Genomic DNA, 25,087 nt, shown 5'->3' on the forward strand with positions numbered 1-25,087 from the left:
GCTCTCAAGATCCCGTGTGGATCAGGTTTTCGCACGTAATCTTGGCCCAAGATTCGGGTGATTTCCCTGATCCAAACGGAATCTTGGGACGGCGCAAGGTCGAGTCGTCGGCGGCAGGAAGGCTGTGCTCTCATAGTGCGATGGCGCACATCCGGGACTGGCTGATCTACGGGGCCAACGGGTACACCGGCGAGCTGATCGCCCGCGCGGCGGCCGAGCGCGGTCTCGCGCCGGTCCTGGCCGGGCGCTCGGTCGGCAAGGTCGAGCCGCTCGCCCGGGAACTGGGCCTGCGCTGGCGGGCGTTCGACCTGGCCAGCCCCGCGCGGATCGCCACCGAGCTCGACGGGATCGGTCTCGTGCTGCACTGCGCGGGCCCCTTCTCGGCCACCAGCGCCCCGATGATCGAGGGCTGCCTGAAGGCGCGCGTGCACTATCTCGACATCACCGGCGAGATCGACGTGTTCGAGCACGCGTACGCGTTGGACGAGCGGGCCCGCTCCAGCGGTGTCGTGCTGTGCCCGGGGGTCGGGTTCGACGTGATCCCCACCGATTGCGTGGCCGCCGCCCTGGCCGAGTCCCTGCCCGACGCGACGCATCTCGCGCTCGGCTTCGACACCCGGGCCGGCATGTCCCCGGGCACGCTCAAGACCTCGATCGAGGGCATCGGGACCGCCGGACGCGTACGCCGTGACGGGCGCATCGTCCGCGTCGGCCACGGCCGGATCGTGCGGCGGGTCGACTTCGGGGCGGGGGAGAAGGACGCGGCCGCCATCCCGTGGGGTGACGTCGCCAGCGCGTACCGGACGACGGGGATCCCGAACATCGAGGTGTTCATCCCGACCTCGCGCAAGCGCGTCCGCTCGATGCGCCTGGCCAACGCGGCCCGGCCGATCCTGCGCCTCGGCCCGGTACGCCGTTTCCTGCAGCGGCGCGTCGAGCGTACGGTGCCGGGGCCGAGCGCCGAGCAGCGCGCGCGGCACACCACGTTCGTCTGGGGCGAGGCCGTCAACGCCGCCGGAGCCCGCCGCACCGCCCGGATCACCACCGCGAACGGCTACGACCTGACGGTCGCGGGCGCGCTCGCGGCGGTGGACGCGCTCCTCGCGGATCGGCCGGCGGGCGGCGCGTACACGCCGTCCCAACTGCTCGGGGCGGATCTCGTGACGCGCCTGCCCGGCTCCGGGGACCTGGTGCTCAGCTGAGCTTCACCGGGTCCGAGCAGTACAGGTGCTGCACCGCCGTCGTCGAGGACAGGTGCGGCAGCCGCACCTCGTCGCCCGCCGCCAGGGTCGCCTTCACCTCGGTCTCGCGTACGGCGCCGAGGCAGAAGACCACCTCCCGCACCGGGTCCGGCAGCGCGATCGTCCCGTCGCCGTAGTCGTCCCCGTACGGGTGGTTGCGCTTGAGGGGCAGCGGCACGGTCAGCGTCCGCTCGATCCGGTCGCCGTCCTTCACGCGTACGCCGTCGGCGAAGTTCGGGTGGCTCCAGGTCTTGCCGCCCTCGGGCATGGTGAACGCGCGCTGCCCGATCTGGACCCGGCCGGACGTCTGACCCACGACGTACGCCGGGTCGACCCGGCTGAGCACGACGAGCGTGCCGCCGGACCGGTTGACCAGCGTGTACGCGACCTTGACCGCCCCGTCGCCCACGGTGACGTCGGCGCTGAACTCGGCCGCCGGGGCGGTGCCGGCGGGTTGCGGGTCCGCCGGCTCGCCCTGTTTCGCCGCGCAGCCGCCGGACCCGACGGCCAGCGCCAGCCCCGCCGCCAGCAAAGCCCTAGTACGCATCACGGTGCGGCGCGCCCATCTCATCGCGGAGTCCGTTCTCGGTGAGGTCGTACGGGTGCTTGGAGTAGATCTGGTTGGGCGTCTTCGGGTCGTTGTCCTCGTCGATCGGCAGGCCGGCCGCCTCGCGCTCCTTGTTCGGCACGTCCTCGTCCGGCCCGTGGTAGTCGCCCGGCGCGAGCGTGTCGTGCTCGTAGTCGTACACGTGCGCCATCTCGTGGTAGAGCACGGCGACCGGCGGACCGTCCACAGTGGTCCCGTTCCCGAGCGACAGGTTGTCCAGATGCACGTTGTACGCGATCGTGTTGTCGCGGCCGCTGTGCGTGGCGGTGCTGTTGTTCGGATCCGACGGGTCGTCGTACTCCTTGATGGTCAGCGAGTCGCCGTCGTGGTGCCAGAGCCACCAGCCGCCCTCGCCCTGGTCGTGGCCCTGCTGCAGCTGGGTCAGCATCTCCTGGCCGCGCGGCGAGGACGCGAGCATGTCGAGGTCGGCGTTGACCCGCGCCTGGAACTCCGGCGAGCCCTCGACCTTGATGAAGGTCTGGAAGTCCTTGATCTCGACGGTCACGTTCTGCTCGGCGCCGACGGAGGTGTCGCCCTTCTCGCCGAACACCTTGTCGGTACCCGAGCCGCCGTCGGACAGGTCGGTGCCCCGGCCGGCGTACACGACGTCGTCCCCGGCACCGCCGCGCATCGTGTCGTCGCCGCGGCCGCCGGAGATGATGTCGTTGCCCGCGTTGCCGTACACGGTGTCGTTGCCCTCGGCGCCCTCCAGGTAGTCCTGGCCCTCGCCGCCGCTGATCTGGTCGTTGCCGCCGAGGCCGTAGACCGTGTCGTCGCCCATGCCGCCGGACAGGACGTCGTCGCCGCCCTGCCCGTCCACATAGTCCCGGCCGGCGCCGGCCGAGATCCGGTCGTTGCCGTCGCCGCCGTAGAGCCGGTCGTTGCCGTCGAGGCCGAGGACGGTCTCGTTGCCGCCACCGCCGTGGATCTCGTCGTCGCCCATGCCGCCGATCAGCGTCACGTGCACGTTCGTCCCGGGCGCAACGGTGATCTTGTCGTTGCCCTCGCCGCCGCGGACCACGATGTCGGCGCCCGCGGGGAAGAAGTACTGCTGGCCGTTGACCGTGACGACCTGCAGGCCCGTCTTCGGGTCGATGCTGATCTGCACGTCGTCGTTGCCGGTGCCGGTGTTCACGATGACGTGGTCGCCGTCGTAGATGACCGACGTTCCCGCCGTCTCGGCCGGCATCGTGAACGGGTCGAGGATCCCGAGAGCGATGTCCTCCCAGGCCGCGGCGATCTGCTGGAAACGCGCCCGGGCCTTCTCGAACAGGACCACATCGTCGGCGAGCTGCTTGTCGAGATCGTCGCGGATGGCCGAGCACCGGCTCATCGAGTCGGTCACGATCTTCGTCTGCGCGTCGTCCTTCGGGCTGAACAGCAGATGCTTCGGCTGGTCGTAGGTGAGCTGGACCGCGACGACCTTGCCCCACTCGTCGGTGAGGTGCGACTGCGCCGTGCGGATCGAGCCCGCGGCCTTCTCCAGCGCACCGGCGACGTCGTCCGCCCGCGCCTCGATGTCGTCCAGGTGCGCGACGAGATGCTTGCGATGCGCGTCGAAGGAGTCCGCCGCGGGACCCTCCCAAGGTCCGTTGACGATCGCCTTGGACGGCGCGTCCACGTCGTCGGCGGCACCTTTGACCGCCTTGGCGGCGGCCCGCCAGGCGGCCGCGGCGGCGTCGACCTGGTCGGCGCGGTGGTGCAGATCCCAGACGTCGGGGGTCATGATCTGCGCGGGTGGGACGGTGGGCTCCGGCGGGATCATCGCCAGACTCCTTCTCGGGTCTGTACTGCGGCTCAGAACGGGATGTTGTGCCCGTGGGGCATCGACTGCTGGGCCTTGCGGGCGGCGTCGTCGTCGGCCTTCTTGTACGCGAACGCGATGCGGTACAACCGGTCCATGTCGCCTTCGAGGACGGCGACCAGCCGGCCGATCGCCAGGTCGGCGTCGTCGGCGCTGCCCTCGTGGGCGTTGTGCACGCCCGCGGCCCCGGCGGAGTCGCCGAACGCGGCCTGGCTCAGCGAGATCGCCGCCTGCGCCGCCCGCCAGGCGTCCGAGATGTGCTGCGAGGCGGTCAGCATCGTGTCGGCCAGCCGGGTCAGCTCGACGGGGTCGGCGCGTACTTCGGGGGGTGGCATGCGGCCGAGCCTAACCCCGATAGTCCATTTCGTCCCGCCCCCCAGGATCGCCTGTGGATAACTATGGTGATCCCCTGTGCTGATCAATGGGAACTACCGCCGGCTCTGGCTCGGCCAGACGATCTCCGTGGTCGGGGACGAGGTCTTCGACACCACCCTCCTGCTGTGGGTGGGCAGCGTCCTCCTGGCCGGTCGCGCGTACGCCCCGGCGGTCTCCAGCACGGTCCTCGTCATCACGTCGGCCGTCATCATCGGGCTCGGCCCGGTCGCCGGCGTGTTCGTGGACCGGTGGAGCAAGCAGCGCACGATGATGCGTACCGACCTGATCCGGGCCGGGCTGGTCGGCCTGCTGATCGTCGTGAGCCTGGAAGCGCGGCACCTGCCGCTGGGCGTGACCATCGCGATCATCGGGGTGATCGTCGCCGGGACCACGGCCGCGTCCCAGTTCTTCGGCCCCGCCCGCATGGTGATGATCGCCGACATCGTGCCGGCGGAGCACCAGGGCCGCGCCAGCAGCTACCTGCAGTCGGCGGGCGCGCTCGCGGGGATCGTCGGGCCGCCGCTGGCCGCCCCGCTGCTCGTCGGGGTCGGCGTCCCGTGGGCCATCGCGATCGACGCGGTGTCCTTCCTCCTGTCGTACTCGCTGATCCGGGCGATCCGCGTACCGGTGGCGGAACCGGCCGCCCCGGTGTCGGGGGAGCGGACCCTGCGGCGGGACCTGGTCGAGGGGCTGCGCTACATGGTGCGCGAGCCGATCGTCCGTGCCGTGCTCGTCACGGCCGTCGTGGTGAACCTCGGCCTCGGCACGATCATCGCCCTCGACCTCTACTTCGTCTCGGAGAACCTGCACGCCGCCGCGAAATGGTTCGGCCTGCTCAACGGGGCGTTCGCGGTCGGCGTCCTCGGCGGGGCGTCGATCGGCGGCGTCCTGGGCGACAGGCTCGGCAACGTACGCGTCGTCACGGCCGGCCTCGCCGGGATGGGCCTGATGTTCGCGGTGTACTCGCGGCTCGGGTCGGTGTGGCCGGCCCTGCCGGTGCTGGCGCTGGTCGGGTTCTTCCTCGGCGCCCTCAACGCGGCGATCGTGCCGGTGGTCCTCGCGGCCGTGCCGCGCGAGTTCCTCGGCCGGGTGATGGCCGTGATCACGCCGGCCAACCGGCTCGGCTTCATCGTGTCGGTCGGGGTCAGCAGCCTGCTCGTCAGCACCGTCCTGCGTGGACTGGACTGGCACGTGCTGGGCCTGCGGTTCGGCCGGATCGACGTCACGTTCTTCGTCGGCGGCCTGGTGTCGATGGTCAGCGCGGCCTACTTCGCTTCCGCCGCCCGCGGCCTGGGCACGGCCCCCGCCGTCGCCGACCCCGTCAGCGCGTAACCCCTCGCACCTCCCGTCCTGCCGCACCCCGGCCCCGCCCCAAGATCCCGTTTGGATCAGGGAAACCACCCGAATCTTGGCCCAAGATTACGTGGCGATCCCTGATCCAAACGGGATCTTGGCGTCCGGGGGCCGCCCCGGCGGGGCGGTCCGGCGTGCGGGCAGGGGTCGGTCGCGGCGCGGCCGGTCCTGCCGTGCACACCCCACGAAGCCCAGGACCGGCCGCGGCGCCACCCACCCCGCCGCACGTCACGCACATTCTTTGCGATGTGATCATCAGCTTGTTGCGTACAGAAATCTAAGTATTGCAGAAATGTGTCGCTGACTGGAAGTATGACGGCCACCTGAACCAGAGGGGAGTGTCCATATGGCAATCTCACGCCGGAGCTTCGTGGCCTCGGTCGCGTCCGGTACCGCCCTCGCCGCCGCCGGTGAGCTCCTGCCCGCCGGAGCCTCCGTCGCGGCCGCCGCCAGCCCGCCCGGGGACGTCGTCGGCAAGATCACCGTCGGCTACCAGGGCTGGTTCGCCTGCATCGGCGACGGCGCCCCGATCAACGGCTGGTGGCACTGGTCGAGCAACTGGGGCCAGGCGCCGTCGCCGAGCAACAACGGCACCCTGCGCGCGTGGCCCGACATGCGCGAGTACACCCACGGGTATCAGACCGCGTACGCGAACCTGGGCAACGGCCAGCCGGCGACCCTGTTCTCGTCCTACGACCAGCAGACGGTCGACACGCATTTCCTGTGGATGCAGCAGAACAACATCGACACGGCCGCCCTGCAGCGGTTCAACCCGAACGGCGGCGAGGGCGCGACCCGCGACGCGATGGCCCAGAAGGTACGCAACGCGGCCGAGGCGAACAGCCGCAAGTTCTACATCATGTACGACGTCACCAACTGGACGAACATGCAGTCGGAGATCAAGACCGACTGGACGAACAAGATGTCGGCCCACACCGCGAGCAGCGCGTACGCGCGCCAGAACGGCAAGCCGGTCGTGTGCATCTGGGGTTTCGGCTTCGCCGACGACGCCCGCCCGTTCGCCGCGGCGAACTGCCTCGACGTGGTGAACTGGTTCAAGGCCCAGGGCTGCTACGTGATCGGCGGCGTGCCGACCTACTGGCGGCAGGGGATCAACGACTCGCGGGCCGGGTTCAGCGCGGTCTACCACGCGTTCAACATGATCTCGCCGTGGATGGTCGGCCGGATCGGCAACGTCGGCGACGTCGACAGCTTCTATGCCAACGTCCAGACGCCCGACCAGGCGGAGTGCAACGCCAGCGGGATCGACTACCAGCCGTGCTGCCTGCCCGGCGACGTGACCGCGCGCCAGCGGCAGCACGGCGACTTCATGTGGCGGCAGTTCTACAACCTGGTACGCGTCGGCGCCCAGGGCATCTACATCTCCATGTACGACGAGTTCAACGAGGGCAACCAGATCCTCAAGACAGCCGAGTCGCAGGCGTTCATCCCCACCAACTCCGGCCTGCTCGGGCTGGACGAGGATGGGACGGCCTGCTCGTCGGACTACTACCTGCGGCTGACCGGTGACGGCGGCCGGATGCTCAAGGGCCAGATCGCGTTGACGGCCACCCGCCCGACCCAGCCGAACGGCGGCACGACCCCGCCGCCGACCGGCAACCTGGCCCGGGGCAAGGCGACCAACGAGAGCAGCCACAATCAGTCGTACGCCAGCGCGAACATCGTCGACGGCAACGCCGAGACCTACTGGGAATCGGCCAACAACACGTTCCCGCAATGGGTGCAGGTCGACCTGGGCGCGGTCTACGCGGTCAACAAGATCGTGCTCAAGCTCCCGTCCGGCTGGGGTACGCGTACGGAGACGCTGACCGTGACCAGCAGCACGGACGGCGGCACCTTCGGCACGCTCGCCGGGTCGGGCACCTACTCCTTCAACCCGGCGGCCGGCAACGCCGTGAACCTGCCCGTCACGCAGACGAACGCCCGCTACATCCGGGTGACGTTCTCGGCCAACTCCGGCTGGCCGGCGGCGCAACTGTCCGAACTGGAGGTCTACGGGCCGACGACCGGCGGCGACACCCAGGCGCCCAGCGCGCCCGGCAACCTCACCGTCACCGGGCACACCGCGAACTCCGTCTCGCTGTCGTGGACCGCCTCGGCCGACAACGTGGGCGTCACCGCGTACCAGGTGCGGCAGGGCGGGTCGGTGGTCGCCACCACCGCCGCGACGAGCTTCACGGTGAGCGGGCTCAACCCGTCGACCGCGTACAGCTTCACGGTCACGGCGTCCGACGCCGCGGGCAACACCTCCGGCGCCTCGAACACGGCCACCGCCACCACCGACGCCGCGCCCAACACCAACCTCGCGCGGGGCAAGGCCACGTCCGAGAGCAGCCACACCCAGGCGTACGCGTCGGGCAACACGGTCGACGGCAACCAGGACACCTACTGGGAGTCGGCCAACAACGCCTTCCCGCAGTGGCTGCAGGTCGACCTCGGCTCGGCGACCGCGGTCGGGCGCGTCGTGCTGAAGTTGCCGGCGGCCTGGGGCGCGCGTACGCAGACCCTGTCGGTGACCGGGAGCACGGACGGGTCGTCGTTCTCGACCCTGAAGGCGTCGGCCGGCTACGCGTTCAACCCATCGGGTAACTCCGTCACTATCAGCTTTACCGTGACTACTGCCCGTTACGTTCGGTTGATCTTCACGGCCAACACCGGATGGCCGGCGGGCCAGCTCAGTGAATTCGAGGTGTACGCCGCATAGCTTCCGCACAGCGGCGCGTACGCGAGATCGCAGCGCCGGTGGGACCCGGGTAGGATGAATCGATGCCCTCGAAAGACGCAGCGCCCTCTCCTGACGCATCGATGACCCGCCCCTGGACCCGCCGGCGCGCGTTGAGCGCGCTGGGCCTCACCGGCGCGGCGGTGACCGGGCTGGCCGCATGTACCAGCAAGTCCGGTTCCCCGACGCTGGTCGGCCCGTCGGGCAGCGCCGCCCCCTCGCCGACCGAGGTGAAGAACGGCAAGGCGACTGTGTCGATCACCAGTCCGAAGGACGGCGCCGACGACGCGCCCGCCGGGCTCGACGTGGTCTTCACCGCGCAGGACGCGTCCTCGACCAAGGTGGAGCTGGTCGACGCCGAGGGCAACGCGGTCGACGGCGACATGCACCCCGACGGCACCAGCTGGATTCCGGCCAAGATGCTGCAGTGGGGCACCAACTACAAGGTGACGGTCACGGCGACCGACGCCGACGGCAAGACCACGATCGGCACCTCGGCGTTCGCCACGATGGCCAAGCCGTCGAAGACGGTGGGCTTCTCCAGCTTCCTGGCCGACGGACAGGTCGTCGGCGTGGGCATGCCGATGATCATCCGGCTGAGCCGGGCGATCGAGTCCGGCGACCGGGCCGAGGTGCAGCGCCGCCTGCTGGTCACCACGACCCCGGCCCAGGAGGGCACCTGGACCTGGTACAGCGCGACCGAGCTGCACTGGCGGCCGAAGGAGTTCTGGCAGGCCGGCACCAAGGTCTTCGTGGACGTCCGGATCGGCGGCGCGCCGGTCGGGGGCGGCTACTTCGGCCGCTCGGACCTGACCCTCGACTGCACGATCGGCCCGTCGCTGGTCATGACGATCGACGACCGGGCGAAGCCCAAGGTCATGCACGTCATCAAGGACGGCAAGACCATCCGGACGATCCCGGTCAGCCTCGGCCGCCCGACCATGCCCTCGTCGAGCGGCACGACGGTGATCATCGAGAAGCTGGCCAACACGGTCTTCGACACGATGGACGACCCGAACCCGGCCAACCGCTACAAGACGCCGATCCAGTTCGCCCAGCGCCTCACCTGGGGCGGCGAGTTCATCCACGCGGCGCCGTGGTCCGTGTCCGACCAGGGCAAGCGCAACGTGTCCCACGGCTGTGTGAACATGTCGCTGGCCAACGCGCAGTGGCTGTTCTCGCAGACGCTCATCGGCTCGCCGCTGACGGTCAAGGGCACGGCCCGCGCGCTGCAGTGGAACAACGGCTGGACCGACTGGGACCGGCCGTGGGACGAGTACGTCAAGGGCAGCGCGATCCCGTACGCGCCGCCGGCGCCACCGTCCGCCGATCCGTCGGGCGCGCCGTCGGCCTCGCCGAGCACGACCGGCTGATCCGCCGGCCGCTCGTCCTCAGGACGCGAACAGCAGGACCACGGCGGCCGTACCGCAGAGGGTGCGGACGCCGTGCCAGCGTCGCCACGGCTTCTCGAACCAGTCCCGCAACCCGGCCGTATCCTCCGTCGCGTCGAGGCGGTTGTTGAGCGGGATGTTGCCGAAGATCGTCACCCCCACCACGCCGACGATGTAGAGCACCGCGGCCGCGATCGGCGGTACGCGTCCACCGTCGTGCGCCACGGCCGCCCAGGGCAGCAGGATCACCGGTCCGAGGAACGCCGTCAGGAACACGGGGTTCTGGATCACGCGGTTGATCGAGCGCATCGCCGCCGCGTACGCGTGATCGTCGAGCCGGGCGAGCCCGGGCGTCACCGCGAACGAGAAGGCGAACATCACACCGGTGCTCAGCGCGGCCAGGGTCGCACCGATCACGAAGACGGCGCCGGAGAGCGTCATCCCGCCAGCGTACGGCGTCAGGCGGCCGGCAGCTCGCAGCGGACGATCTCGGTGACCGGCGCCGTCGACGCGAGAGCCGCCGGCTGGCGGGACCCGGTCGGCAGGTCGGTCAGGTGGATCGGGCCGGCCGGCCAGCCGCGCGGCGGGTCGGTGATCTCCGCGACGTCGTCGATCACGTCCAGCCGGTCGAGCTCGGTGGCCAGGCCGTGGCCGGTGAGCTTGACGGTGGCCTCCTTGCGCGTCCACAGCCGCAGGAACCAGGGGCCGCGCTCGGCCTCCGGGACCTGGCTGAACCGGTACTTCTCGCGCAGGCTCAGCGTGTGCGCGGCGACGTCGTCCAGCGACCGGCGCGCGTCGAGGTCTTCGAGGTCGACGCCGACCCGGCCGCCGCCCACCACGGCGATGAGCAGCCAGCGCTGGCTGTGCGAGACGCTGAAGTCCAGCGGCGCGTTCTCGATCCGCGGCCGGCCGTGGTCCTTGCCGCAGTGCTCGCAGCCGCGCGAGATCTTCACGTCGTGCGGGTCGATGCCGAGATAGTGGGCGAGGACGAGGCGCTGGGCCGCGCGCGAGGTGGTGAAGATCTGCCGCGGCCCGGGTACGCGGAACTGTGTCGCCCGCTCCAGCTCGTCCGGCGGCAGCAGTGCTGTCCACTGTGGCCGGTCGGCGATGGAGATCGGCCACACGTGACAGGTTCCCGCCGGTACGCGGGCCCCCGGCACGGGGAGCGTCGCAGGGCCGGCCCATTCGTCCATGCCGAAACCCTACCCGCAGACGCCCGGCGACCGGACCCCGGGAACCCGCCGGGGGACATGTCCACCTGGGACCCCGGATCGTGTGAGGATCACGGGATGACCGATCAGCGTACGCGCGCCGAAGCGTTCCGGGCCCTGCACGACGGGCCGACGTTCGTGCTGCCGAACCCGTGGGACGCCGGGTCGGCCCGCGTACTGGCCGGGCTCGGGTTTCCGGCGCTGGCGACCACGAGCGGCGGGCTCGCCTTCGGACTCGGCCGCCGGGACGGCGCCAACCTCGTGAGCCGCGACGAGACGCTCGCCAACATCCGCACGATCGCCGACGCCACCCACCTTCCGGTCGCCGCCGATCTGGAGAGCGGCTTCGGCCCGGACTCGGCCGACGTCGCCGAGACGATCCGGCTGGCCGCCGCGGCCGGTGCCGTCGGCGGCTCCATCGAGGACGCGACCGGCGACCCGCGGCGGCCGATCTTCGACCTGCCCGAAGCCGTCGAACGCGTACGCGCGGCGGTGGCGGCCGCCCGGGCGCTGCCGTTCCCGTTCACGTTCGCCGCCCGGGCCGAGAACTTCCTCTACGGCCGGCCCGATCTCGACGACACGATCGAGCGGCTGCGCGCGTACGAGGCGGCGGGGGCCGATGTGCTCTACGCGCCCGGGCTGCCGCTGGACGCCGTCCGCCGGGTCTGCTCCTCGGTCGGCCGGCCGGTCAACGCGCTGGCGGGCGGGTCGGCCCCGGTCACCGTCGCCGACCTGGCCGCGGCGGGCGTACGCCGGGTCAGCCTCGGCTCGGCGTTGGCACGGGTCGCGTTGAGTGCCATGATCGACGCGGCAACCGAGATCCACAACTCGGGGACCTTCTCGTTCGCCCCCGGCGTGCGCACGTACGCTCAGGTCAACGCATTGTGGGAAACGACGGAGAACGCATGAGCCAGCAGCCGCGCCTGTGGGTGCGCCACGAGACCCGGCCGACCGAACGCCGGGCCCCGGTCGTGCCCGACGACGCCCGCCGGCTGGTCGGCAAGGGGTTCGCGGTCACGGTCGAGGAGTCCGCCCAGCGGGCCTTCCCGATCAGCGCGTACGCCGACGCCGGCTGCCGGATCGTGCCCGCCGGATCCTGGGCGGACGCCGGCCGGGACGAGATCATCGTCGGGCTCAAGGAACTGCCGGACACCCCGGACGCCCTGGTCCACCGGCACGTGTTCTTCGGGCACGCGTACAAGGGGCAGGACGGGGCGGCCGCGCTGCTGGGCCGGTTCGCGGCGGGCGGCGGGACCCTGCTGGACATGGAGTACCTGGTCGACGATGCAGGCCGGCGGCTGGCGGCGTTCGGCTACTGGGCCGGATACGTCGGCGCGGCCCTTGCCGTGCTGCAGAGCCGCGGCGAGCTCACGGTTCCGCTGGCGCCCCGGTCGCAGGCCGAGCTCGACGCCGAACTCGCCCGCGGGGCGGCCGGTCCGCAGCCGCGCGTACTCGTGATCGGGGCTTTGGGGCGGTGTGGCCAGGGCGCCCGCGCGGCGCTGGAGGTCGCCGGGATCACGCCGACCGGCTGGGACGTCGCGGAGACCCGCGACCTGGACAAGGCCGCGCTGCTGGCGCACGACGTGCTGGTCAACACGGTGCTGACCACGCGCCCGGTGCCGCCGTTCGTGACCCCCGAGGACCTGGACACCGGCCCGCGGCTGTCGCTGATCTGCGACGTGACCTGCGACGTCACCTCGGCGCTCAACGTGCTGCCGATCTACACCAGCGTCACCAGCTGGCCGGAGCCGGTACGCCGGCTGCGCGAGGGCGTCGACCTGATCGCGATCGACAACCTGCCGTCGCTGCTGCCCGCGGAGGCGAGCGTCGCGTTCTCGGGCGAACTCACCGAGCAGCTCCTGAGTCTCGGCAATCCGGTCTGGGATCGGTGTGAGGCTGTGTACCGCAAGGCACAGAATGCACAGATGTGACGCGGGCGCTTGCGCCCGCCCGGATCGGCCACACGTGTGTGCGCCGAACGTGATTGCGGGCGCCTGCGTCCTGCAAGGAATGAAGGAGGATGGCGATGCCCAGCGCTAGCGGCAAGGTGCACTGGATCGGCACGGGGCTGTCCACCGGCAGCGGCCTGGCCCTGCTGTGCGACCGCGCGGACGTCACGGTCTGGGGCCGCACGGCCGAGAAGGCCGCCGCCTGCCTGGAGCGCAACGGCCTCACCGGCCGCGCCGCCGTCGGCGCGCTGGAAGACCTCGACCAGGCCGTCGGCGCCGGCGACGTGGTCGTCTCCATGCTGCCCGCCACCGAACACCCCGCCCTGGTACGCCTCGCGCTGAGCCGTGGCGCGCACTTCGCGTGTTCGAGCTACACCTCGGACGAGATCGCGGCGTACGCGCCGGACGCGGTGCGGGCGGACGTCGTGGTGCTCACCGAGGCGGGGCTCGACCCGGGCATCGACCACATCCTGGCGCACTCGCTCGTCGCCCGGGCCCGCGCGGCGGTCGGCGACGGGCCGGCGCAGGCCTGGTTCACGTCGTACTGCGGCGGCGTACCGGCGGAGCCGAACGACTTCCGCTACCGGTTCAGCTGGGCGCCGCGCGGGGTGCTGTCGGCCCTCTGCTCACCCGCGCGGTCCATCGTGGACGGTGAGGCCACGGTCGCGGCCCGGCCCTGGGAGGCCACCGCGCCGCACGTGCTGGGCGGCGAGACCTTCGAGGTCTACCCCAACCGCGACAGCCTGCCCTTCCTCGCCCAGTACGCGTTCCCGGCCGGCTGGCGTACGCGGGAGTTCGTCCGGGGGACCCTGCGGCTCGACGGCTGGCGGGCGGCCTGGGCGCCGGTCTTCGAGGTGCTCAAGACCGGCGACGGCAGCCTGATCGACGCGCTCGCCGCCGACCTGGCCGCCACCTATCCGACCACGGCCGCCGACCGGGACCGCGTGGTGCTGTCGGTCGCCCTGCGCGTCCAGGTCGACGGCGGCGCCGACTGGTCCGGGGCGTACCTGCTGGACATGGTCGGCACCGCGGCTAAGGACGGTGGAGAGAACGCGATGGCGAAGACGGTGTCGGTGCCGCTCGCGCTGGGCGTGGCCGACATCCTCGACGGGCGCACGCCCCCGGGCCTGCACAAGGCCCTCGCCGACCACGCCGACGCGGATCGCTGGCTCGACGCCCTGCGCGCCCAGGGCATCGACTGCCGCCTGATCGAGCCGTAAACGACTCGGTGGCCTGCATGATCATGTGATGCGCATACGTCGCCGGACTGGGGTTTTCGACATATACGCATCACATGATCAAGGCCGGAGCGGTCTCCCGCGCGAGGAGCGGAGGTGAGATCGACGGATCCGGGACAAGGTTCTTTACATGATCTTGATTTGCGTCAGAAGACGACCACCGTGTTGCCGTGCCGGAGCAGGCGGTCCTCGCAGTGCCACTGGACCGCCCGCGCCAGCACCGTTCGCTCGATGTCGGCGCCGAGCCGGGCGAGGCCCTGGGCGTTCTCGCGGTGTGTCACGCGGATGACGTCCTGCTCGATGATCGGCCCCTCGTCGAGGTCCTCGGTGACGTAGTGCGCGGTGGCGCCGATCAGCTTCACGCCGCGCTGCCGCGCCCGCTCGTAGGGGCCGGCACCGGGGAACGCCGGCAGGAAGGAGTGGTGAATGTTGATCACCGGTACGCCGATCTTGGCCAGGAAGTCCCCGGAGAGGATCTGCATGTAGCGGGCGAGGACGACGAGGTCGCAGCCTTCCAGCAGATCGGCCAGGCGCGCCTCGGCGTCGTCCTTGCGGCCGGACTCGACCGCGACGTGGTGATAGGGCAGGCCGAACGGCTCCACCTCGCCCCGCAGGTCGTCGTGGTTGGCGGCGACCAGCGCGATCTCGGCGCCGAGCGTACCGCGCCGCCAGCGCCAGAGCAGGTCGACGAGGCAGTGGTCGGCCTTGGAGGCCAGCACCGCGATCCGCTTCGGGACGGCCGAGTCGGCGATGTGCCAGTTCATGTCGAACGGGATCGCCACCCGGGCCGCGAACGCGTCCAGCAGGTCGCCGCGTTCGCCGTCCGGCAGGTCGAACTCCATGCGCAGGAAGAAGGTCCCGCCCGCCGGGTCGGACGTGTGCTGCGCGGAGTGCACGATGTTCGCTCCGCGCTCGAACAAGAATCCCGACACGGCGCTGACGATGCCGGGGCGGTCCGGGCAGGAGACGAGCAGGCGCAGCGTACTCACGGGCGTTACCTCCGGGTGCGCGGGTCCGGCGGCCCGGCTCGCCGCTGAGCCGCCGACCGGAGACCCTAGATCAGCTCCACATGGTGGGCCGGTGCCGACGCGGTGAGCGTACGCAGCAGGTCGGCCACGGCCCGCGGGCGCTGCTGGAAGTAGAAGTGCCCGCCGGGCGCCCAATGGTACGCGGGCGTCTCGACGGTCTCGTCGCGCCACGGCAGCAGCGCGGCCGGGTCGGTGCCCGAGTCTTGCCCATTGATGAGGGTGAGGCCGATCGTCAGCGGCGAGGCCGACCGGTACTCGTACTCGGCGGCGAGCCGGAAGTCCGCCTGCAGACCCGGCAGCAGCAGGTCGTGCAGCTGTTCGGCGGCGACGATCTCCGGCGGCAGCCCGCCCGACAGCGCGACCGCGTCCGCGAACTCCCGCCCGCGCAGCCCGGCGGTCCGCATCGTCCGGTTCGACGGCAGCGACGAGGGCGCCAGGCAGCCGGAGGCGATCAGGTGCCGCACCCCCGGTACGCCGCGCAGCCGCCGCGCGGTCTCGAAGGCGACCACGGCGCCGAGGCCGTGGCCGAACAGGTAGGCCGGATGCTCGCCGGCGACCCGGGCGATGGCCTCGGCCGCCCCGTCGGCCAGATCGGTCACGCTCGTGGTCGGCAGCTCGTGGGCCCGGTGGCCGCGGCTGGGCATGCCGACGACCACGATCCGGGGTGTGCATCCGTCGCCGGGGCTCTCCAGCAGCGGCTGCCAGCTCAGGAACGTACGCGGATTGCCGCCGGCATGCGGGAAGCAGAACACTCGCGGCCCAGGCGGCACCTCGTCGAGGGCGGGATGGAACCAGCGTGCAGGATGACCGGGCAACGTGACACTCCGCTAGATTGCTTGGTATCTATACCGAGCCACCGTATCGCGCGGCGGTCGCCGGCTGCCAGGGTGATCTAGTGACGAGAACATGACGACCTGCCGAAGCCTCAATGTCCACTCAGGACGGGCAGTACCGGAGGGTAGAACCGCACGGTAACTCGGTCGCGCGCACAGTTTACACGCGGTTACCGTTTCGTCATGACGGGTGACACGCGCGTGGTTTACACGAAGTACGACGGCTCCCTGCACTGGCACAAGAGGATGCACCGGCTCGGCGAGGACGCGTACGGCGTCTGGCTCGGCGCCCGGGCCGGGTTGATCGAGCAGAAGGGGCATGACGGGCCGCTGGTCGAGCTCGGCTTCGACCATGTGATTCTGTGCCCCCACGAGGGCTGGTACACGGCGGCCTTCAACGCTCCGTCCGCCACTCACCAGACCGAGATCTACTGCGACATCACGACGCCCGTCCAGTGGCCGTCGACCGGCGAGGTCACCATGGTGGACCTCGATCTCGACGTGATCCGCCTCCGGCCGGACGGCCGCGTCATCCTCGACGACGAGGACGAGTTCGCCGAACACCAGGTGCGGTACGCGTACCCGGCCGAGGTGATCGCGTCGGCGGCCGAGGCGGCGGCGTGGCTGATGGCCGAGGTCACCGCCCGCCGCGAACCGTTCGACCAGGTAGGCCCCGCCTGGCTCACCCGCCTCCCTTAACTTTTCCCCCGCCCCGCCCCGCCCCGCCCCGCCCCAAGATCCGGTTTGGATCAGGGAAATCACCCGAATCATGGGCCATGATTACGTGCGAAAACCTGATCCAAACGGGATCTTGGGGCGCGCCCGCGCGGGATCTTGGAGCGCGGGCGAGTGCGGGTGTGCGGGTGCGGTGGGTGCGGTTACAGGGTCGGGCCTTGGCGGCGGAGGTCGTCCACCGCGCCCATGGCCGACCGCAGCTGCGTGAGCCACTCGTCGGCGTGCTCGCCCACGAGGCGTACGCACCAGGCGAGGGCGTCCGACCGGGACCGGGCCACCCCGGCGTCCACGAGCGTGTCGAGCACCTGCCGTTCGGGCTGGCGTAGCCGGGTCATCACCGGCGCCGACAGCGTCGTGAACAACTCGGTCGTCCCGCCGGCCTTCGCGCCCCAGGCGACCTTCCGCTGGTAGGTGTGCTCGATCTGGCGGGCGTACCGGATGCGTTGCTCCCGGGTGGTCTCCCGGAATCCGGAGATGCGGCCGCGTTCGGCCACGGCCCGGTCGGCCTCGGTCGCTTCCGCGGCGTGGGCCGGTTCGGCGAGCGTACCGATGATGAGGATCTCGTCGCGATCGATGGTGACGTCGGGACGTCCGGTGAACCACTCGTCGGGCAGCAGCCCGGTGATCCACGCGGGGGCGTCGTCGGCGGTGGGCGGTTCGCCGCGCCCGGCAACTCTGATCATGTCCTGCCTCTCCTCTCCCGCTGGTCGTGCGAAGGATGATTACATGATTACGCCATTACAGCTGCAATGGCGAGGGCTTACGCCGAGAGCGGAGAACGACCAGCGGATCATGAGGGTTGACGCGATCAGCGGGTCTCCGCGATGCCGCCGTAGGTCAGGAAGATCGAGCGCATGGATCCCATGCCGTAGCGGTTCTCGTCGCTCGACATCGCCGCCACCTCCGCCAGCGCCGGACGCGGATCGATCCCGGCCCGGCGGGCCTGCTCGCACAGGCCCTGCAGTTCGAGGATCTCGTCGCGGGTGTCGGCGCCCTGGTCGCGTACGGACAGGTGGATGAGGTGAGCGCGGAACTCCTCCGGGCTGTCCCAGGTGGACGGGAGGTGGGCGGCCCAGCGGAACGCCGTGTAGCGGTCGAACAGCCCGCGCAGGCTGCTCCGGGTCCGTTCGTCACCGGAGGCGTACAGGTCGAGGACGGCGCGCAGGACGACCTGCGCCTGCTCGTCGACGCCCAGGGCGGCGAGCTCGGCGGTGACCCGCTCGCCGAGGGTGTCCAGCGCGCCGAGGTCGACCGGCCCCGTGCTGACCGGCCGGTACGCGGCGTCCAGTGTGGCCATGCGGCGTTCGAGTTCGGAGAGGTCCATGTCCATCGTTGTAGCACTTCTCCCGCCGTCGTCAGCTTTTGTTGACGTGGTCGGGCCTGTCAGCATATGCTGACGACATGTCCGCGCTCACCGACCTCGAACCGGCCGTCTACAGCGGCGATGTCGACGCCGCGTTGCGGGCGGTCGCCCGGCTGCGCCACCTGGTCGAGCAGCTGGAGGCGGAGCAGATCGCGACGGCCCGCCGGGCGGGCTGGTCCTGGCAGGACATCGCTGAGCGGCTCGGCGTCACCAAGCAGACCGTCCACCGCAAGCACCGCCCGCAGTCCCGGTAGTTCCGCCGGCCGCGAAGGGGGCATCGTGTTCCGAGGTGACCATCCCGAGGTCGACCGGGTGATCGGCCGTTCCATCGCCGCCGCCCGCGATCTCGGCCATCCGCGTACGGGCAGCGAGCACCTGCTGCTGGCGTCGACGACGGCCGGCGACGTCGCCGAACTCCTCGCCCGGCACGGCCTGACCAGGGACGCCGTTCTCGTCGCCGTACGCGAGGCCGCCCCGATGGGGGCCGGGTTCGCGGCCGACCGGGAGACCCTGGCACCGCTGGGGATCGACGTCGCGGCGCTGGTGGGACCGGCTGGTCCGGCCGCGCTGGACCGGATGATCCGGCGGGAACCGTTGCTGCCGTGGGGTTCCGCCCGCGCCCGCCGCCGCTGTGCGCGCTTCGAGCCGCCGCTCGGCCTGGACGCGCAGGCCGCGTACGAGGCGTCGCTGCGGCTGGCGCTGGCCCGCCGGGAAGGCGAGCACCGGGTGGAGCATCTCGTCCTGACGCTGCTCGCCCTCGATCCCGGTGCGGCGTGGGTGATGCGCCGGCTCGGCGTCGACGCGCGGGAGCCGCTGGACGCGCTGCGGGACGCGTTCCCGCCGCCGCACCGCAACGCCCTCCTGCGGGCAGACCGCCGGTGGGGCGCACGATCGCGTTCGGCCGAGATCGTGCGCCGCTACCAGCGGACCACCGGCCGATCGGTCAGCGGCGGCGTGCTCGCCTACCTGTAAGCCCGCAACCGAGCTTCGTGACCGAGGCCCGGAAGGCGGTCCTCAGAGAAGGCTTCAGGACCGGGCGATGACGATGCCGCCGGGACGCTCGCTGAGCGGCTGCAGGGCGATCTCCGTCTCGACCGTGAAGCCCGCCGACACCAGGAGGCCGGACAGCTCGGCGATGCCGCGCCGGTAGACGTGCACGTCCATCGGATGCCCGCCGTACCCCTCGGTCTTGTGCCGCGAACCCGAGCCCACGTGGAAGCCGAGCAGCACCACGCCGCCGGGGCGCACGACGCGACGGAACTCGGCCATGATCGACGGGAGCGCCTCGTCGGGCACGTGCACGAGGGACCACCAGGCGAGCAGGCCGGCCAGCGAGGCGGCGGGGAGGTCGAGCGCGGTCATCGTGCCCACCTCGAACCGCAGGCCGGGATGGTCACGGCGGGCGACCTCGATCATCCCGGGGGACAGGTCGACGCCGAACGCGTCCACGCCGAGCCCGGCCAGGTGGGCGGTCACGTGCCCCGGCCCGCAGCCGGCGTCCAGCACCGGCCCGCCGCCGTCGGAGCCGCCGGCCGTCAGGTCGGCGAAGAGCCGCAGCACGCCCCGCAGGTACGCGTCCGTGCCGAAGATCCCCCGCACGATCGTCGCGTAATCGGCCGCGACGGTGTCGTAGGAGGTCCTGGTGTCGGCGAGCCAGTCGGCGGTCATGGCTCAGCCGAGGTAGAGGACGGCGTCGACCTCGATGTCGAAGCCGTTGAGGGCCACCGGAATCGTCGTCCGCGCGGGCAGCCCCTCCGGCCCGAAGTACTGCACGTAGACCTCGTTCATGGCCGGGAAGTCCGCCCAGTCGCGCAGGTAGACGCCGACGCGTACGACCTGGTCGAGGGAGCCGCCGGCGGCCTCGGCGACGTTCTTCAGGTTGGTGAACGCGGCGTGCGCCTGGTCGGTGAAGTCGCCCCGGACCCAGGTGCCGTCGGGGCGTACCGGGCAGGCGCCGGCGAGGTAGACGTGGTCGCCGGCGATGACGGCCTGGGAGTACGGGCCGCCGGGCAGCGCCGCGTTCTCGGTGGACACGATCTTCTTGGGCATGCTTGTCACTCCTGTCGGCGGAACTGTTCGTCGAGGCCGTCGGCGGCCACGAGCGGCTGGGTGAGCAGGTCGCGGAAGATCCGCGTACGCGCGTCGAGGGCGGCCCGCTGGGCGCCGGTCAGCGGAATCCAGGGCGGCGGGCCGGGCGGGAGCAGCGGCGGCAGCAGTGCACCGTCCACATAGGTCGCGACGTTGGCCAGCCGCCGCGGCGCCGTGCGTACGGTCAGGTGCACGTCGGCCACGTCGAACGGCTCCTCGGTCACGGCGAAGACCGCGATGTCCGCCGGCCCGCCGACCGTCAGCGTTCCGCCCGGCAGGCCGAGCGCGCGGGCGGGGCGGACGGTCGCCGCCGCGATCACGTCCGCGAGCGGCAGGCCCGCCGCGAGCAGCTTCGCCATCGTCGTGGGCAGGTCGAACACCGGGCCGAACACCGACCGCGCGTGCAGGTCGGTCGAGACCGTGTGCGGCGGCAGGCCCGCCGCCAGCAGCGCGTCCAGCGTCGCGAACGAGAAGCCGCCGGCACCGTGGCCCAGATCGAAGAGCACCCCCCGGGCGTACGCGTCCACGACTGCCCGGCTCGGCCGGCCACCGTCCAGCAGCCCTTCGGCGAGGCCGCTGGCGCAGTGCGTGACGATGTCGCCGGGGCGCAGCAGGTCCAGCACCTCGTCCGCGCGCGGGGGAGCGACGCCGATGTGCGCCATGACGGGCAGGCCGCCGGCCTCGGCGACGGTGAGCGCGCGCCGCAACGGTTCCAGGCTGCCGGCCGCGCCGCTGTCCAGGCGGGCCTTCACTCCGACGATCACGTCGCGGTTGCCCAGGACGGTCGCGATCGCGGCGTCGACGTCCAGCGCGGCGGGATCGCGCCCCTCGCCGGTCTGCCCGGCCAGTCCCGGCCCGGCCACGTTGAGCAGCGCCGGCGTGCGTACGCGTCGCGTCTGCGCGTACGCACGGAAGGCCCGGAACGTGTACGCGCCCGCCGAACCGGCGTCGACCCACGTGGTGACCCCGGTGCACCAGGCGACCGGGTCCGGGTCGATGCCCCAGTAGCCGATCCCGACATGGGTGTGCAGATCGACGAGGCCCGGGGTGACGACGAGACCGGAGACGTCGGCGACCTCGCGGGCACCGGCCGGATCCAGACCGGGTTCGACCGCCGCGATCCGGCCCGCCCGCACGCCGACGTCGAGGGCGGCGGACCGGCCGCCGGGGTCGATCACCTCACCGCCGCGCAGCAGCAGGTCGAAGCGCATGGTTGACTCCCGTCGGGCTGTAGTACCTTGCGGAACGCAGGCGTCCGCAATCACGTTCGGCGCACACACGTGTGGCCGAGCCGGGCGGACGCAGGCGTCCGCAATCACGTTCGGCGCACACACGTGTGGCCGAGCCGGGCGGACGCAGGCGCCCGCAGAGCAGCATACGAGAGTGGGGACGGCGTGACCGGCGAGATCGACTGGCGTACGAAGGGCTTCTGGAACCCCGGACCGCCCGTCCCGGACGAGGAGTTCGCCGCCGCGCGGCACAACCTGTTCGGGGGCGCGTTCACCTGGCCCGTCCTGATCGCCCGCCGGGACGCGATCGACGCGAATGTGCGTACGATGGCGGATTTCGCGGAGCGGCACGGGCTGAGCCTCGCGCCGCACGGCAAGACCACGATGGCGCCCGCGTTGTTCACCGCGCAGCTGGCGGCGGGCGCGTGGGCGATCACCGCGGCGACCGCGAACCAGGTGCTGGCCTACCGCGCGTGGGGTGTGCCGCGCGTCCTGCTGGCGAACGAGGTGCTGGACCCGGTGGTGCTGCGGTGGTTCGCCGCGGAGGTGGCCGCGGGCTTCGACCTGTTGTGCTACGCGGACTCGGTGGCGGGCGTGGCGGCACTGGCCGACGCGATGGCGACCGTGCCCGGATCGAGGCCGCTGCGCGTGCTCGCCGAGTGGGGGTACGCCGGCGGGCGCACCGGCTGCCGCACCGTCGAGCAGCTGACGGCGGTGGCGCAGGCGGTGGCCGCGGCACCCGGCCTGCAACTGGCCGGGGTGGCCGGATTCGAGGGCAGCCTGCCGGACCTGGCCGCGGCCGACGAGTTCGCGGCGTCGCTGCGGGCCGCCGCCGAGCAGATCGCGCACCACTTCGAGGGCGAGGAGGCGATCCTCAGCGCCGGCGGCAGCGCCTTCTTCGACGTCGTCCTCCAGCGCCTGACCGGCGACCGGATCGGCGGCCGTCCACTGCGGACGGTGCTGCGCAGCGGGGCGTACATCTCGCACGACCACGAGCACTACGCGCAGACCACGCCGTTCGGACGGCTCGCCGGGGAAGGGTCGCTGACCGCCGCGCTGGAGATCTGGGCGCAGGTCACCTCCACTCCCGAACCCGGTCTCGCCCTCGTCGGCATGGGCAAGCGCGAGGCGCCCTACGACCTGGGACTGCCGGTGCCGCTGCGCGTACGCCGCCCGTCCGGGGCGGTCGAGGCGGCGACCGGACTGTCCGTGCTGCGCCTCAACGACCACCACGCGTACGTGTCGGTGGCCGGTCCCCTCGAACTGGCGCCCGGGGACCTCGTCGGCTTCGGGATCTCCCATCCCTGTACGGCATTCGACAGATGGTCGGCGATCCCGCTGGTGGCGGCCGACGACACGGTCACCGGGGTGATCCGGACCTACTTCTGAGAGTCGCTTCATTGACTTCGGGAGGGCTCCCACTGGGCGTATAGTCCGGGCACCAAGGTGACCAGCCCCGAGGACACCGAGGCGACGGCGGGAGCCCGACGTGATGGAAGAAGAGCACGGCTGGACGCTCGGCGATCCGCCGCAGTCGATGCCCGTGCCGCCGTCGGCGCCGGACGACGCCGAGATCGTCACCTTCGGGACCGAGCCGTACGCACTGCGGGGCGTGCGCGACATCGTCAAGCGGTACGCGCTCAAGGTCGGCCTGTCCGCCGAGGGCGCCGACGATCTCGTCATGGCAGTCAACGAGGTGGCCACGAACAGCCTCGCCCACGGCGGCGGCAGCGGAACCGTGCTGCTCTGGATCGACGGCGGCTTCCTCGTCTGCGAGGTACGCGACCGCGGCCGCATGCCGTCCCAGCGCCGCCCCGGCCGGCATCGTCCCGGACTGGAACAGCTCGGCGGCCGGGGCTTGTGGATGGCCGGGCAGCTGTGCGACCTGGTGCGCATCCGCACTTCGTCGACCGGCACGAGCGTACGCCTGCACAAGCGCCTGCCCTGAGGAACAGGCGCCCCGAAGAACGCAGCCGCCCTGAGATGCGGCCGCCTGAGAGACCCGGCCACCGGAAAGGCTAAGCGGGCCGGCCGATGAAGGCCCGGGCCTTCGCCGACTTGACCGCCGACGTCAGCGATTCGATGTCGTACGCGCCGTGGTGGCGCAGGCCGTTGATGAAGAAGGTCGGCGTTCCGGAGACCCCGCTCAGGTCGGCCGAGTCGACGTCCTCGGCCACGCGGGCGGCCCCGCTGCGCTGCTGCAGGTCCTTCTCGAAGCGGTCGACGTCGAGGCCGAGGTCGGCGGCGTACCCGGCGAGGTCCTCGGGGGTCAGATCCTCCTGGTGGGTCAGCAGCACGTCGTGCATCTCCCAGAAGGCGTCCTGGTCGGCGGCGGCCTCGGCGGCCTCGGCCGCGAGCTGGGCGCGCGGGTGCACGTCGGTCAGCGGCAGGTGCCGCCACACGTAGGTGACGTCGGCGAAGTCGGCGAGCAGCGCGCGGACGATGGGTTCGGCCTGGCCGCAGTGGGGGCATTCGAAGTCGCCGTATTCCACCACGGTGACCGGGGAGTCGACCGGGCCCCGGATGTGGTCGCGCTCCGGGTCGACCTGCACTTCCAGGTCGACGATGGACTCCGCCTGGCCGATGAGCGCCTCGGCCCGCCGCCGCGGCGAGAGCATGCTCGTCACCCGGAACACCACCCAGGTCAGCAGGGAGGCCACCAGCGCCGCCGTGAGCACGCCGAGCTTCGCCTGCTCCAGCTGCTCGCCCGAGAACGCGATCGTCGAGATGAGCAGCGACACCGTGAACCCGATGCCCGCGATCGTCCCGGCGCCCGCGACCGCGACCCAGCCGACCGGCGTACGCAGGCGGCCGCGGGACAGCTTCGTCACCAGCCACGTGCCGCCGACCACGCCGATCGGCTTGCCGAGGACGTAGCCGACGATGATGCCGATCGTGATCGGTGACGCGTACGCCGCCGCGAGGAACGAGCCGTTGATCGCGATTCCGGCGTTGGCCAGGGCGAACAGCGGCACGATGACGTAGCTCGTCCACGGGTGGAACAGCGCCTGCAGCCGCTCGTTGGGCGACACCGCCGACGCGAGCCCGGAACGGGCCGTGCGCTCCAGTTCCGGTGTCGGCTGCTCCCGGAACGTGCGGAACAGGTCGGTCGCGCGTTCCAGCTCCGACCGCGACGACGGGTACGCGTACGTCAGCAGGCCCATCGCGAGGCCGACCACGACGGGGTCGACGCCGGACGCGGTGACCGCGATCCACGCGGTGACACCGAGCAGCAGGTAGAGCAGGCCGTAGCGGACGCGACCGGCGCGCGCGGCGAGGGCGAGGACGAGCACGCCGACCGCGAACAGCAGCGGCCCGAGCTGGACGTCGCTGCTGTACGCGAACGCGATCACGCACAGCGCGAGCAGGTCGTCCACCACGGAGACGGTGAGCAGGAAGGCGCGCAGCCGGGTGGGGAAGCGCGGCCCGACGAGGGCCAGCATGCCCAGCGCGAACGCGGTGTCGGTGGACATCGCCGCGCCCCAGCCGTGCGCGGAGTCCTTGCCGCCGTTGAAGACGAGGAAGACGGCGATCGGGATGAGGATGCCGGCGAGGCCCGCGCCGATCGGCAGCGCGAACCGCCGCCGTTCCCGCAGCTCGCCGATGTCGAACTCGCGCCGCGCCTCCAGCCCCACGATGAAGAAGAAGAACGTCATCAGGCCGCTGTTGATCCACTCGCGCAGGTCCATGCCCACGCTCCACCGGCCCAGCGTCAGCGAGAAGTGCGTCTCCCACACCGCCTGGTACGAGTGCTGGTCGATGTTGACCCACAGCAGGGCGACGAGGGTGGCGCCGAGCAGGATCGCCGCGCCACCCGTCTCCGTCCGCAGGAACCGCCGCAGCGGTGTGTCGACGTTGCGCGTCCATGCCGTGTGCGCCGACCACCCGTTCGCCATGGA

Annotated in this window: 25 protein-coding genes; 12 read left to right on the top strand and 13 right to left on the bottom strand. The window is 71.6% G+C overall.

What is annotated here, in order from left to right; translation table 11 throughout:
* Positions 1–140 precede the first annotated feature (140 nt).
* Positions 141–1,202 (top strand): saccharopine dehydrogenase family protein, encoded by a 1,062-nt coding sequence (locus tag G401_RS0115905; protein WP_027343284.1) that lies wholly within the window; start codon positions 141–143, stop codon positions 1,200–1,202.
* Here G401_RS0115905 and G401_RS0115910 read toward each other — a convergent pair.
* From G401_RS0115910 to G401_RS0115920, 3 genes are read right to left on the bottom strand one after another with little or no spacing between them, the layout of a single operon-like run.
* Positions 1,195–1,812 (bottom strand): hypothetical protein, encoded by a 618-nt coding sequence (locus G401_RS0115910; protein ID WP_157545767.1) that lies wholly within the window; start codon positions 1,810–1,812, stop codon positions 1,195–1,197. The genes G401_RS0115905 and G401_RS0115910 overlap by 8 nt on opposite strands.
* The gene (locus G401_RS0115915; RefSeq protein ID WP_051366712.1) at positions 1,778–3,613 is read right to left on the bottom strand and encodes a M91 family zinc metallopeptidase; all 1,836 of its coding nucleotides are present in this window, start codon (positions 3,611–3,613) and stop codon (positions 1,778–1,780) included. The genes G401_RS0115910 and G401_RS0115915 overlap by 35 nt, the downstream gene beginning before the upstream one ends.
* 32 nt (positions 3,614–3,645) lie before the next feature.
* Entirely contained in the window at positions 3,646–3,987 is a 342-nt protein-coding gene (locus G401_RS0115920; protein WP_027343287.1) for a hypothetical protein, read from the bottom strand.
* Positions 3,988–4,063: 76 nt separating this feature from the next.
* On the opposite strand from G401_RS0115920, the gene G401_RS46025 reads away from it, so the two are divergent.
* The 3 genes from G401_RS46025 to G401_RS0115935 all read left to right on the top strand — a co-directional run bounded on the left by G401_RS46025 (position 4,064) and on the right by G401_RS0115935 (position 9,496).
* Complete coding sequence (locus G401_RS46025; RefSeq protein WP_051366713.1) at positions 4,064–5,359, top strand: MFS transporter; 1,296 nt, start codon at positions 4,064–4,066, stop codon at positions 5,357–5,359.
* Positions 5,360–5,726: 367 nt separating this feature from the next.
* Positions 5,727–8,105, top strand: a complete 2,379-nt coding sequence (locus G401_RS0115930; RefSeq protein WP_027343288.1) for a galactose-binding domain-containing protein — start codon at positions 5,727–5,729, stop codon at positions 8,103–8,105.
* Between the two features lie 101 nt (positions 8,106–8,206).
* Positions 8,207–9,496: a L,D-transpeptidase gene (locus G401_RS0115935; RefSeq protein WP_157545769.1), complete on the top strand. Its 1,290-nt coding sequence runs from the start codon at positions 8,207–8,209 to the stop codon at positions 9,494–9,496.
* Positions 9,497–9,514: 18 nt separating this feature from the next.
* On the opposite strand, the gene G401_RS0115940 is transcribed toward G401_RS0115935, so the two are convergent.
* Together G401_RS0115940 and G401_RS46030 are read right to left on the bottom strand one after the other, a co-directional pair.
* Positions 9,515–9,955, bottom strand: a complete 441-nt coding sequence (locus tag G401_RS0115940) for an anthrone oxygenase family protein (protein WP_027343290.1) — start codon at positions 9,953–9,955, stop codon at positions 9,515–9,517.
* A gap of 17 nt (positions 9,956–9,972) precedes the next feature.
* Complete coding sequence (locus G401_RS46030) at positions 9,973–10,707, bottom strand: 4'-phosphopantetheinyl transferase family protein (RefSeq protein ID WP_084557243.1); 735 nt, start codon at positions 10,705–10,707, stop codon at positions 9,973–9,975.
* A gap of 96 nt (positions 10,708–10,803) precedes the next feature.
* On the opposite strand from G401_RS46030, the gene G401_RS0115950 reads away from it, so the two are divergent.
* The 3 genes from G401_RS0115950 (at position 10,804) to G401_RS0115960 (ending at position 13,894) form a co-directional block, all read left to right on the top strand.
* Positions 10,804–11,634 (top strand): isocitrate lyase/PEP mutase family protein, encoded by an 831-nt coding sequence (locus tag G401_RS0115950; RefSeq protein WP_027343291.1) that lies wholly within the window; start codon positions 10,804–10,806, stop codon positions 11,632–11,634.
* The gene (locus G401_RS0115955) at positions 11,631–12,656 is read left to right on the top strand and encodes a saccharopine dehydrogenase (RefSeq protein ID WP_027343292.1); all 1,026 of its coding nucleotides are present in this window, start codon (positions 11,631–11,633) and stop codon (positions 12,654–12,656) included. Before G401_RS0115950 ends, G401_RS0115955 begins: the two co-directional genes overlap by 4 nt.
* A gap of 95 nt (positions 12,657–12,751) precedes the next feature.
* On the top strand, positions 12,752–13,894 hold the full coding sequence (locus G401_RS0115960) for a saccharopine dehydrogenase family protein (RefSeq protein WP_027343293.1): 1,143 nt from the start codon (positions 12,752–12,754) through the stop codon (positions 13,892–13,894).
* A gap of 164 nt (positions 13,895–14,058) precedes the next feature.
* Here the strand turns inward: G401_RS0115960 and purU are convergent, their stop codons facing one another.
* Together purU and G401_RS46035 are read right to left on the bottom strand one after the other, a co-directional pair.
* Positions 14,059–14,901, bottom strand: a complete 843-nt coding sequence (gene purU / locus G401_RS0115965; protein ID WP_027343294.1) for a formyltetrahydrofolate deformylase — start codon at positions 14,899–14,901, stop codon at positions 14,059–14,061.
* 65 nt (positions 14,902–14,966) lie between these two features.
* Positions 14,967–15,755 (bottom strand): thioesterase II family protein, encoded by a 789-nt coding sequence (locus G401_RS46035; RefSeq protein ID WP_245601732.1) that lies wholly within the window; start codon positions 15,753–15,755, stop codon positions 14,967–14,969.
* A gap of 201 nt (positions 15,756–15,956) precedes the next feature.
* Between G401_RS46035 and G401_RS0115975 the strand changes: the two genes are divergently transcribed.
* Positions 15,957–16,472 carry a DUF402 domain-containing protein gene (locus tag G401_RS0115975; RefSeq protein ID WP_027343295.1) on the top strand — a complete coding sequence of 172 codons (516 nt, stop codon included), beginning with the start codon at positions 15,957–15,959 and terminating at the stop codon, positions 16,470–16,472.
* 179 nt (positions 16,473–16,651) lie between these two features.
* Here the strand turns inward: G401_RS0115975 and G401_RS0115980 are convergent, their stop codons facing one another.
* Together G401_RS0115980 and G401_RS46040 are read right to left on the bottom strand one after the other, a co-directional pair.
* Positions 16,652–17,191 (bottom strand): hypothetical protein, encoded by a 540-nt coding sequence (locus G401_RS0115980; protein ID WP_027343296.1) that lies wholly within the window; start codon positions 17,189–17,191, stop codon positions 16,652–16,654.
* Between the two features lie 125 nt (positions 17,192–17,316).
* Positions 17,317–17,832 (bottom strand): hypothetical protein, encoded by a 516-nt coding sequence (locus G401_RS46040; RefSeq protein ID WP_034591751.1) that lies wholly within the window; start codon positions 17,830–17,832, stop codon positions 17,317–17,319.
* Between the two features lie 77 nt (positions 17,833–17,909).
* Here G401_RS46040 and G401_RS0115990 point away from each other — a divergent pair, with 77 nt between their 5' ends.
* Both G401_RS0115990 and G401_RS0115995 read left to right on the top strand, forming a co-directional pair.
* The gene (locus G401_RS0115990; RefSeq protein ID WP_034591753.1) at positions 17,910–18,125 is read left to right on the top strand and encodes a helix-turn-helix domain-containing protein; all 216 of its coding nucleotides are present in this window, start codon (positions 17,910–17,912) and stop codon (positions 18,123–18,125) included.
* A 25-nt stretch (positions 18,126–18,150) separates the two neighbouring features.
* A complete protein-coding gene (locus G401_RS0115995) occupies positions 18,151–18,843 on the top strand; it encodes a Clp protease N-terminal domain-containing protein (protein WP_027343298.1) in 693 nt (230 codons plus the stop codon).
* Positions 18,844–18,897: 54 nt separating this feature from the next.
* Here G401_RS0115995 and G401_RS0116000 read toward each other — a convergent pair whose 3' ends face one another.
* The 3 genes from G401_RS0116000 to G401_RS0116010 are packed head-to-tail and all read right to left on the bottom strand — an operon-like array spanning position 18,898 to position 21,170.
* Positions 18,898–19,539: a class I SAM-dependent DNA methyltransferase gene (locus G401_RS0116000; RefSeq protein ID WP_027343299.1), complete on the bottom strand. Its 642-nt coding sequence runs from the start codon at positions 19,537–19,539 to the stop codon at positions 18,898–18,900.
* Between the two features lie 3 nt (positions 19,540–19,542).
* Complete coding sequence (locus G401_RS0116005) at positions 19,543–19,920, bottom strand: RidA family protein (RefSeq protein ID WP_027343300.1); 378 nt, start codon at positions 19,918–19,920, stop codon at positions 19,543–19,545.
* Positions 19,921–19,925: 5 nt separating this feature from the next.
* Positions 19,926–21,170: an amidohydrolase family protein gene (locus G401_RS0116010; RefSeq protein ID WP_027343301.1), complete on the bottom strand. Its 1,245-nt coding sequence runs from the start codon at positions 21,168–21,170 to the stop codon at positions 19,926–19,928.
* A gap of 183 nt (positions 21,171–21,353) precedes the next feature.
* Between G401_RS0116010 and G401_RS0116015 the strand changes: the two genes are divergently transcribed.
* Positions 21,354–22,577, top strand: a complete 1,224-nt coding sequence (locus tag G401_RS0116015) for an alanine racemase (RefSeq protein ID WP_034591754.1) — start codon at positions 21,354–21,356, stop codon at positions 22,575–22,577.
* A 103-nt stretch (positions 22,578–22,680) separates the two neighbouring features.
* Positions 22,681–23,136, top strand: a complete 456-nt coding sequence (locus G401_RS46045) for an ATP-binding protein (RefSeq protein ID WP_027343303.1) — start codon at positions 22,681–22,683, stop codon at positions 23,134–23,136.
* Positions 23,137–23,206: 70 nt separating this feature from the next.
* Here G401_RS46045 and nhaA read toward each other — a convergent pair whose 3' ends face one another.
* On the bottom strand, positions 23,207–25,084 hold the full coding sequence (gene nhaA / locus G401_RS46050; protein WP_034591755.1) for a Na+/H+ antiporter NhaA: 1,878 nt from the start codon (positions 25,082–25,084) through the stop codon (positions 23,207–23,209).
* Positions 25,085–25,087 lie beyond the last annotated feature (3 nt).

Origin of the sequence: Hamadaea tsunoensis DSM 44101, assembly GCF_000428945.1 — a bacterium.
In the GTDB taxonomy this organism is placed as follows: domain Bacteria; phylum Actinomycetota; class Actinomycetes; order Mycobacteriales; family Micromonosporaceae; genus Hamadaea; species Hamadaea tsunoensis.

Excerpts from the sequence above, each read along its gene's own strand:
- G401_RS0115905 (WP_027343284.1), top strand. The coding sequence starts at position 141 with ATGGCGCACATCCGGGACTGGCTGATCTACGGGGCCAACGGGTACACC.
- G401_RS0115910 (WP_157545767.1), bottom strand. The coding sequence starts at position 1,812 with ATGAGATGGGCGCGCCGCACCGTGATGCGTACTAGGGCTTTGCTGGCG.
- G401_RS0115915 (WP_051366712.1), bottom strand. The coding sequence starts at position 3,613 with ATGATCCCGCCGGAGCCCACCGTCCCACCCGCGCAGATCATGACCCCC.
- G401_RS0115920 (WP_027343287.1), bottom strand. The coding sequence starts at position 3,987 with ATGCCACCCCCCGAAGTACGCGCCGACCCCGTCGAGCTGACCCGGCTG.
- G401_RS0115930 (WP_027343288.1), top strand. The coding sequence starts at position 5,727 with ATGGCAATCTCACGCCGGAGCTTCGTGGCCTCGGTCGCGTCCGGTACC.
- G401_RS0115935 (WP_157545769.1), top strand. The coding sequence starts at position 8,207 with ATGACCCGCCCCTGGACCCGCCGGCGCGCGTTGAGCGCGCTGGGCCTC.
- G401_RS0115940 (WP_027343290.1), bottom strand. The coding sequence starts at position 9,955 with ATGACGCTCTCCGGCGCCGTCTTCGTGATCGGTGCGACCCTGGCCGCG.
- G401_RS46030 (WP_084557243.1), bottom strand. The coding sequence starts at position 10,707 with ATGGACGAATGGGCCGGCCCTGCGACGCTCCCCGTGCCGGGGGCCCGC.
- G401_RS0115950 (WP_027343291.1), top strand. The coding sequence starts at position 10,804 with ATGACCGATCAGCGTACGCGCGCCGAAGCGTTCCGGGCCCTGCACGAC.
- G401_RS0115955 (WP_027343292.1), top strand. The coding sequence starts at position 11,631 with ATGAGCCAGCAGCCGCGCCTGTGGGTGCGCCACGAGACCCGGCCGACC.
- G401_RS0115960 (WP_027343293.1), top strand. The coding sequence starts at position 12,752 with ATGCCCAGCGCTAGCGGCAAGGTGCACTGGATCGGCACGGGGCTGTCC.
- G401_RS0115975 (WP_027343295.1), top strand. The coding sequence starts at position 15,957 with ATGACGGGTGACACGCGCGTGGTTTACACGAAGTACGACGGCTCCCTG.
- G401_RS0115980 (WP_027343296.1), bottom strand. The coding sequence starts at position 17,191 with ATGATCAGAGTTGCCGGGCGCGGCGAACCGCCCACCGCCGACGACGCC.
- G401_RS46040 (WP_034591751.1), bottom strand. The coding sequence starts at position 17,832 with ATGGACCTCTCCGAACTCGAACGCCGCATGGCCACACTGGACGCCGCG.
- G401_RS0115990 (WP_034591753.1), top strand. The coding sequence starts at position 17,910 with ATGTCCGCGCTCACCGACCTCGAACCGGCCGTCTACAGCGGCGATGTC.
- G401_RS0116000 (WP_027343299.1), bottom strand. The coding sequence starts at position 19,539 with ATGACCGCCGACTGGCTCGCCGACACCAGGACCTCCTACGACACCGTC.
- G401_RS0116005 (WP_027343300.1), bottom strand. The coding sequence starts at position 19,920 with ATGCCCAAGAAGATCGTGTCCACCGAGAACGCGGCGCTGCCCGGCGGC.
- G401_RS0116010 (WP_027343301.1), bottom strand. The coding sequence starts at position 21,170 with ATGCGCTTCGACCTGCTGCTGCGCGGCGGTGAGGTGATCGACCCCGGC.
- G401_RS46045 (WP_027343303.1), top strand. The coding sequence starts at position 22,681 with ATGGAAGAAGAGCACGGCTGGACGCTCGGCGATCCGCCGCAGTCGATG.
- nhaA (WP_034591755.1), bottom strand. The coding sequence starts at position 25,084 with ATGGCGAACGGGTGGTCGGCGCACACGGCATGGACGCGCAACGTCGAC.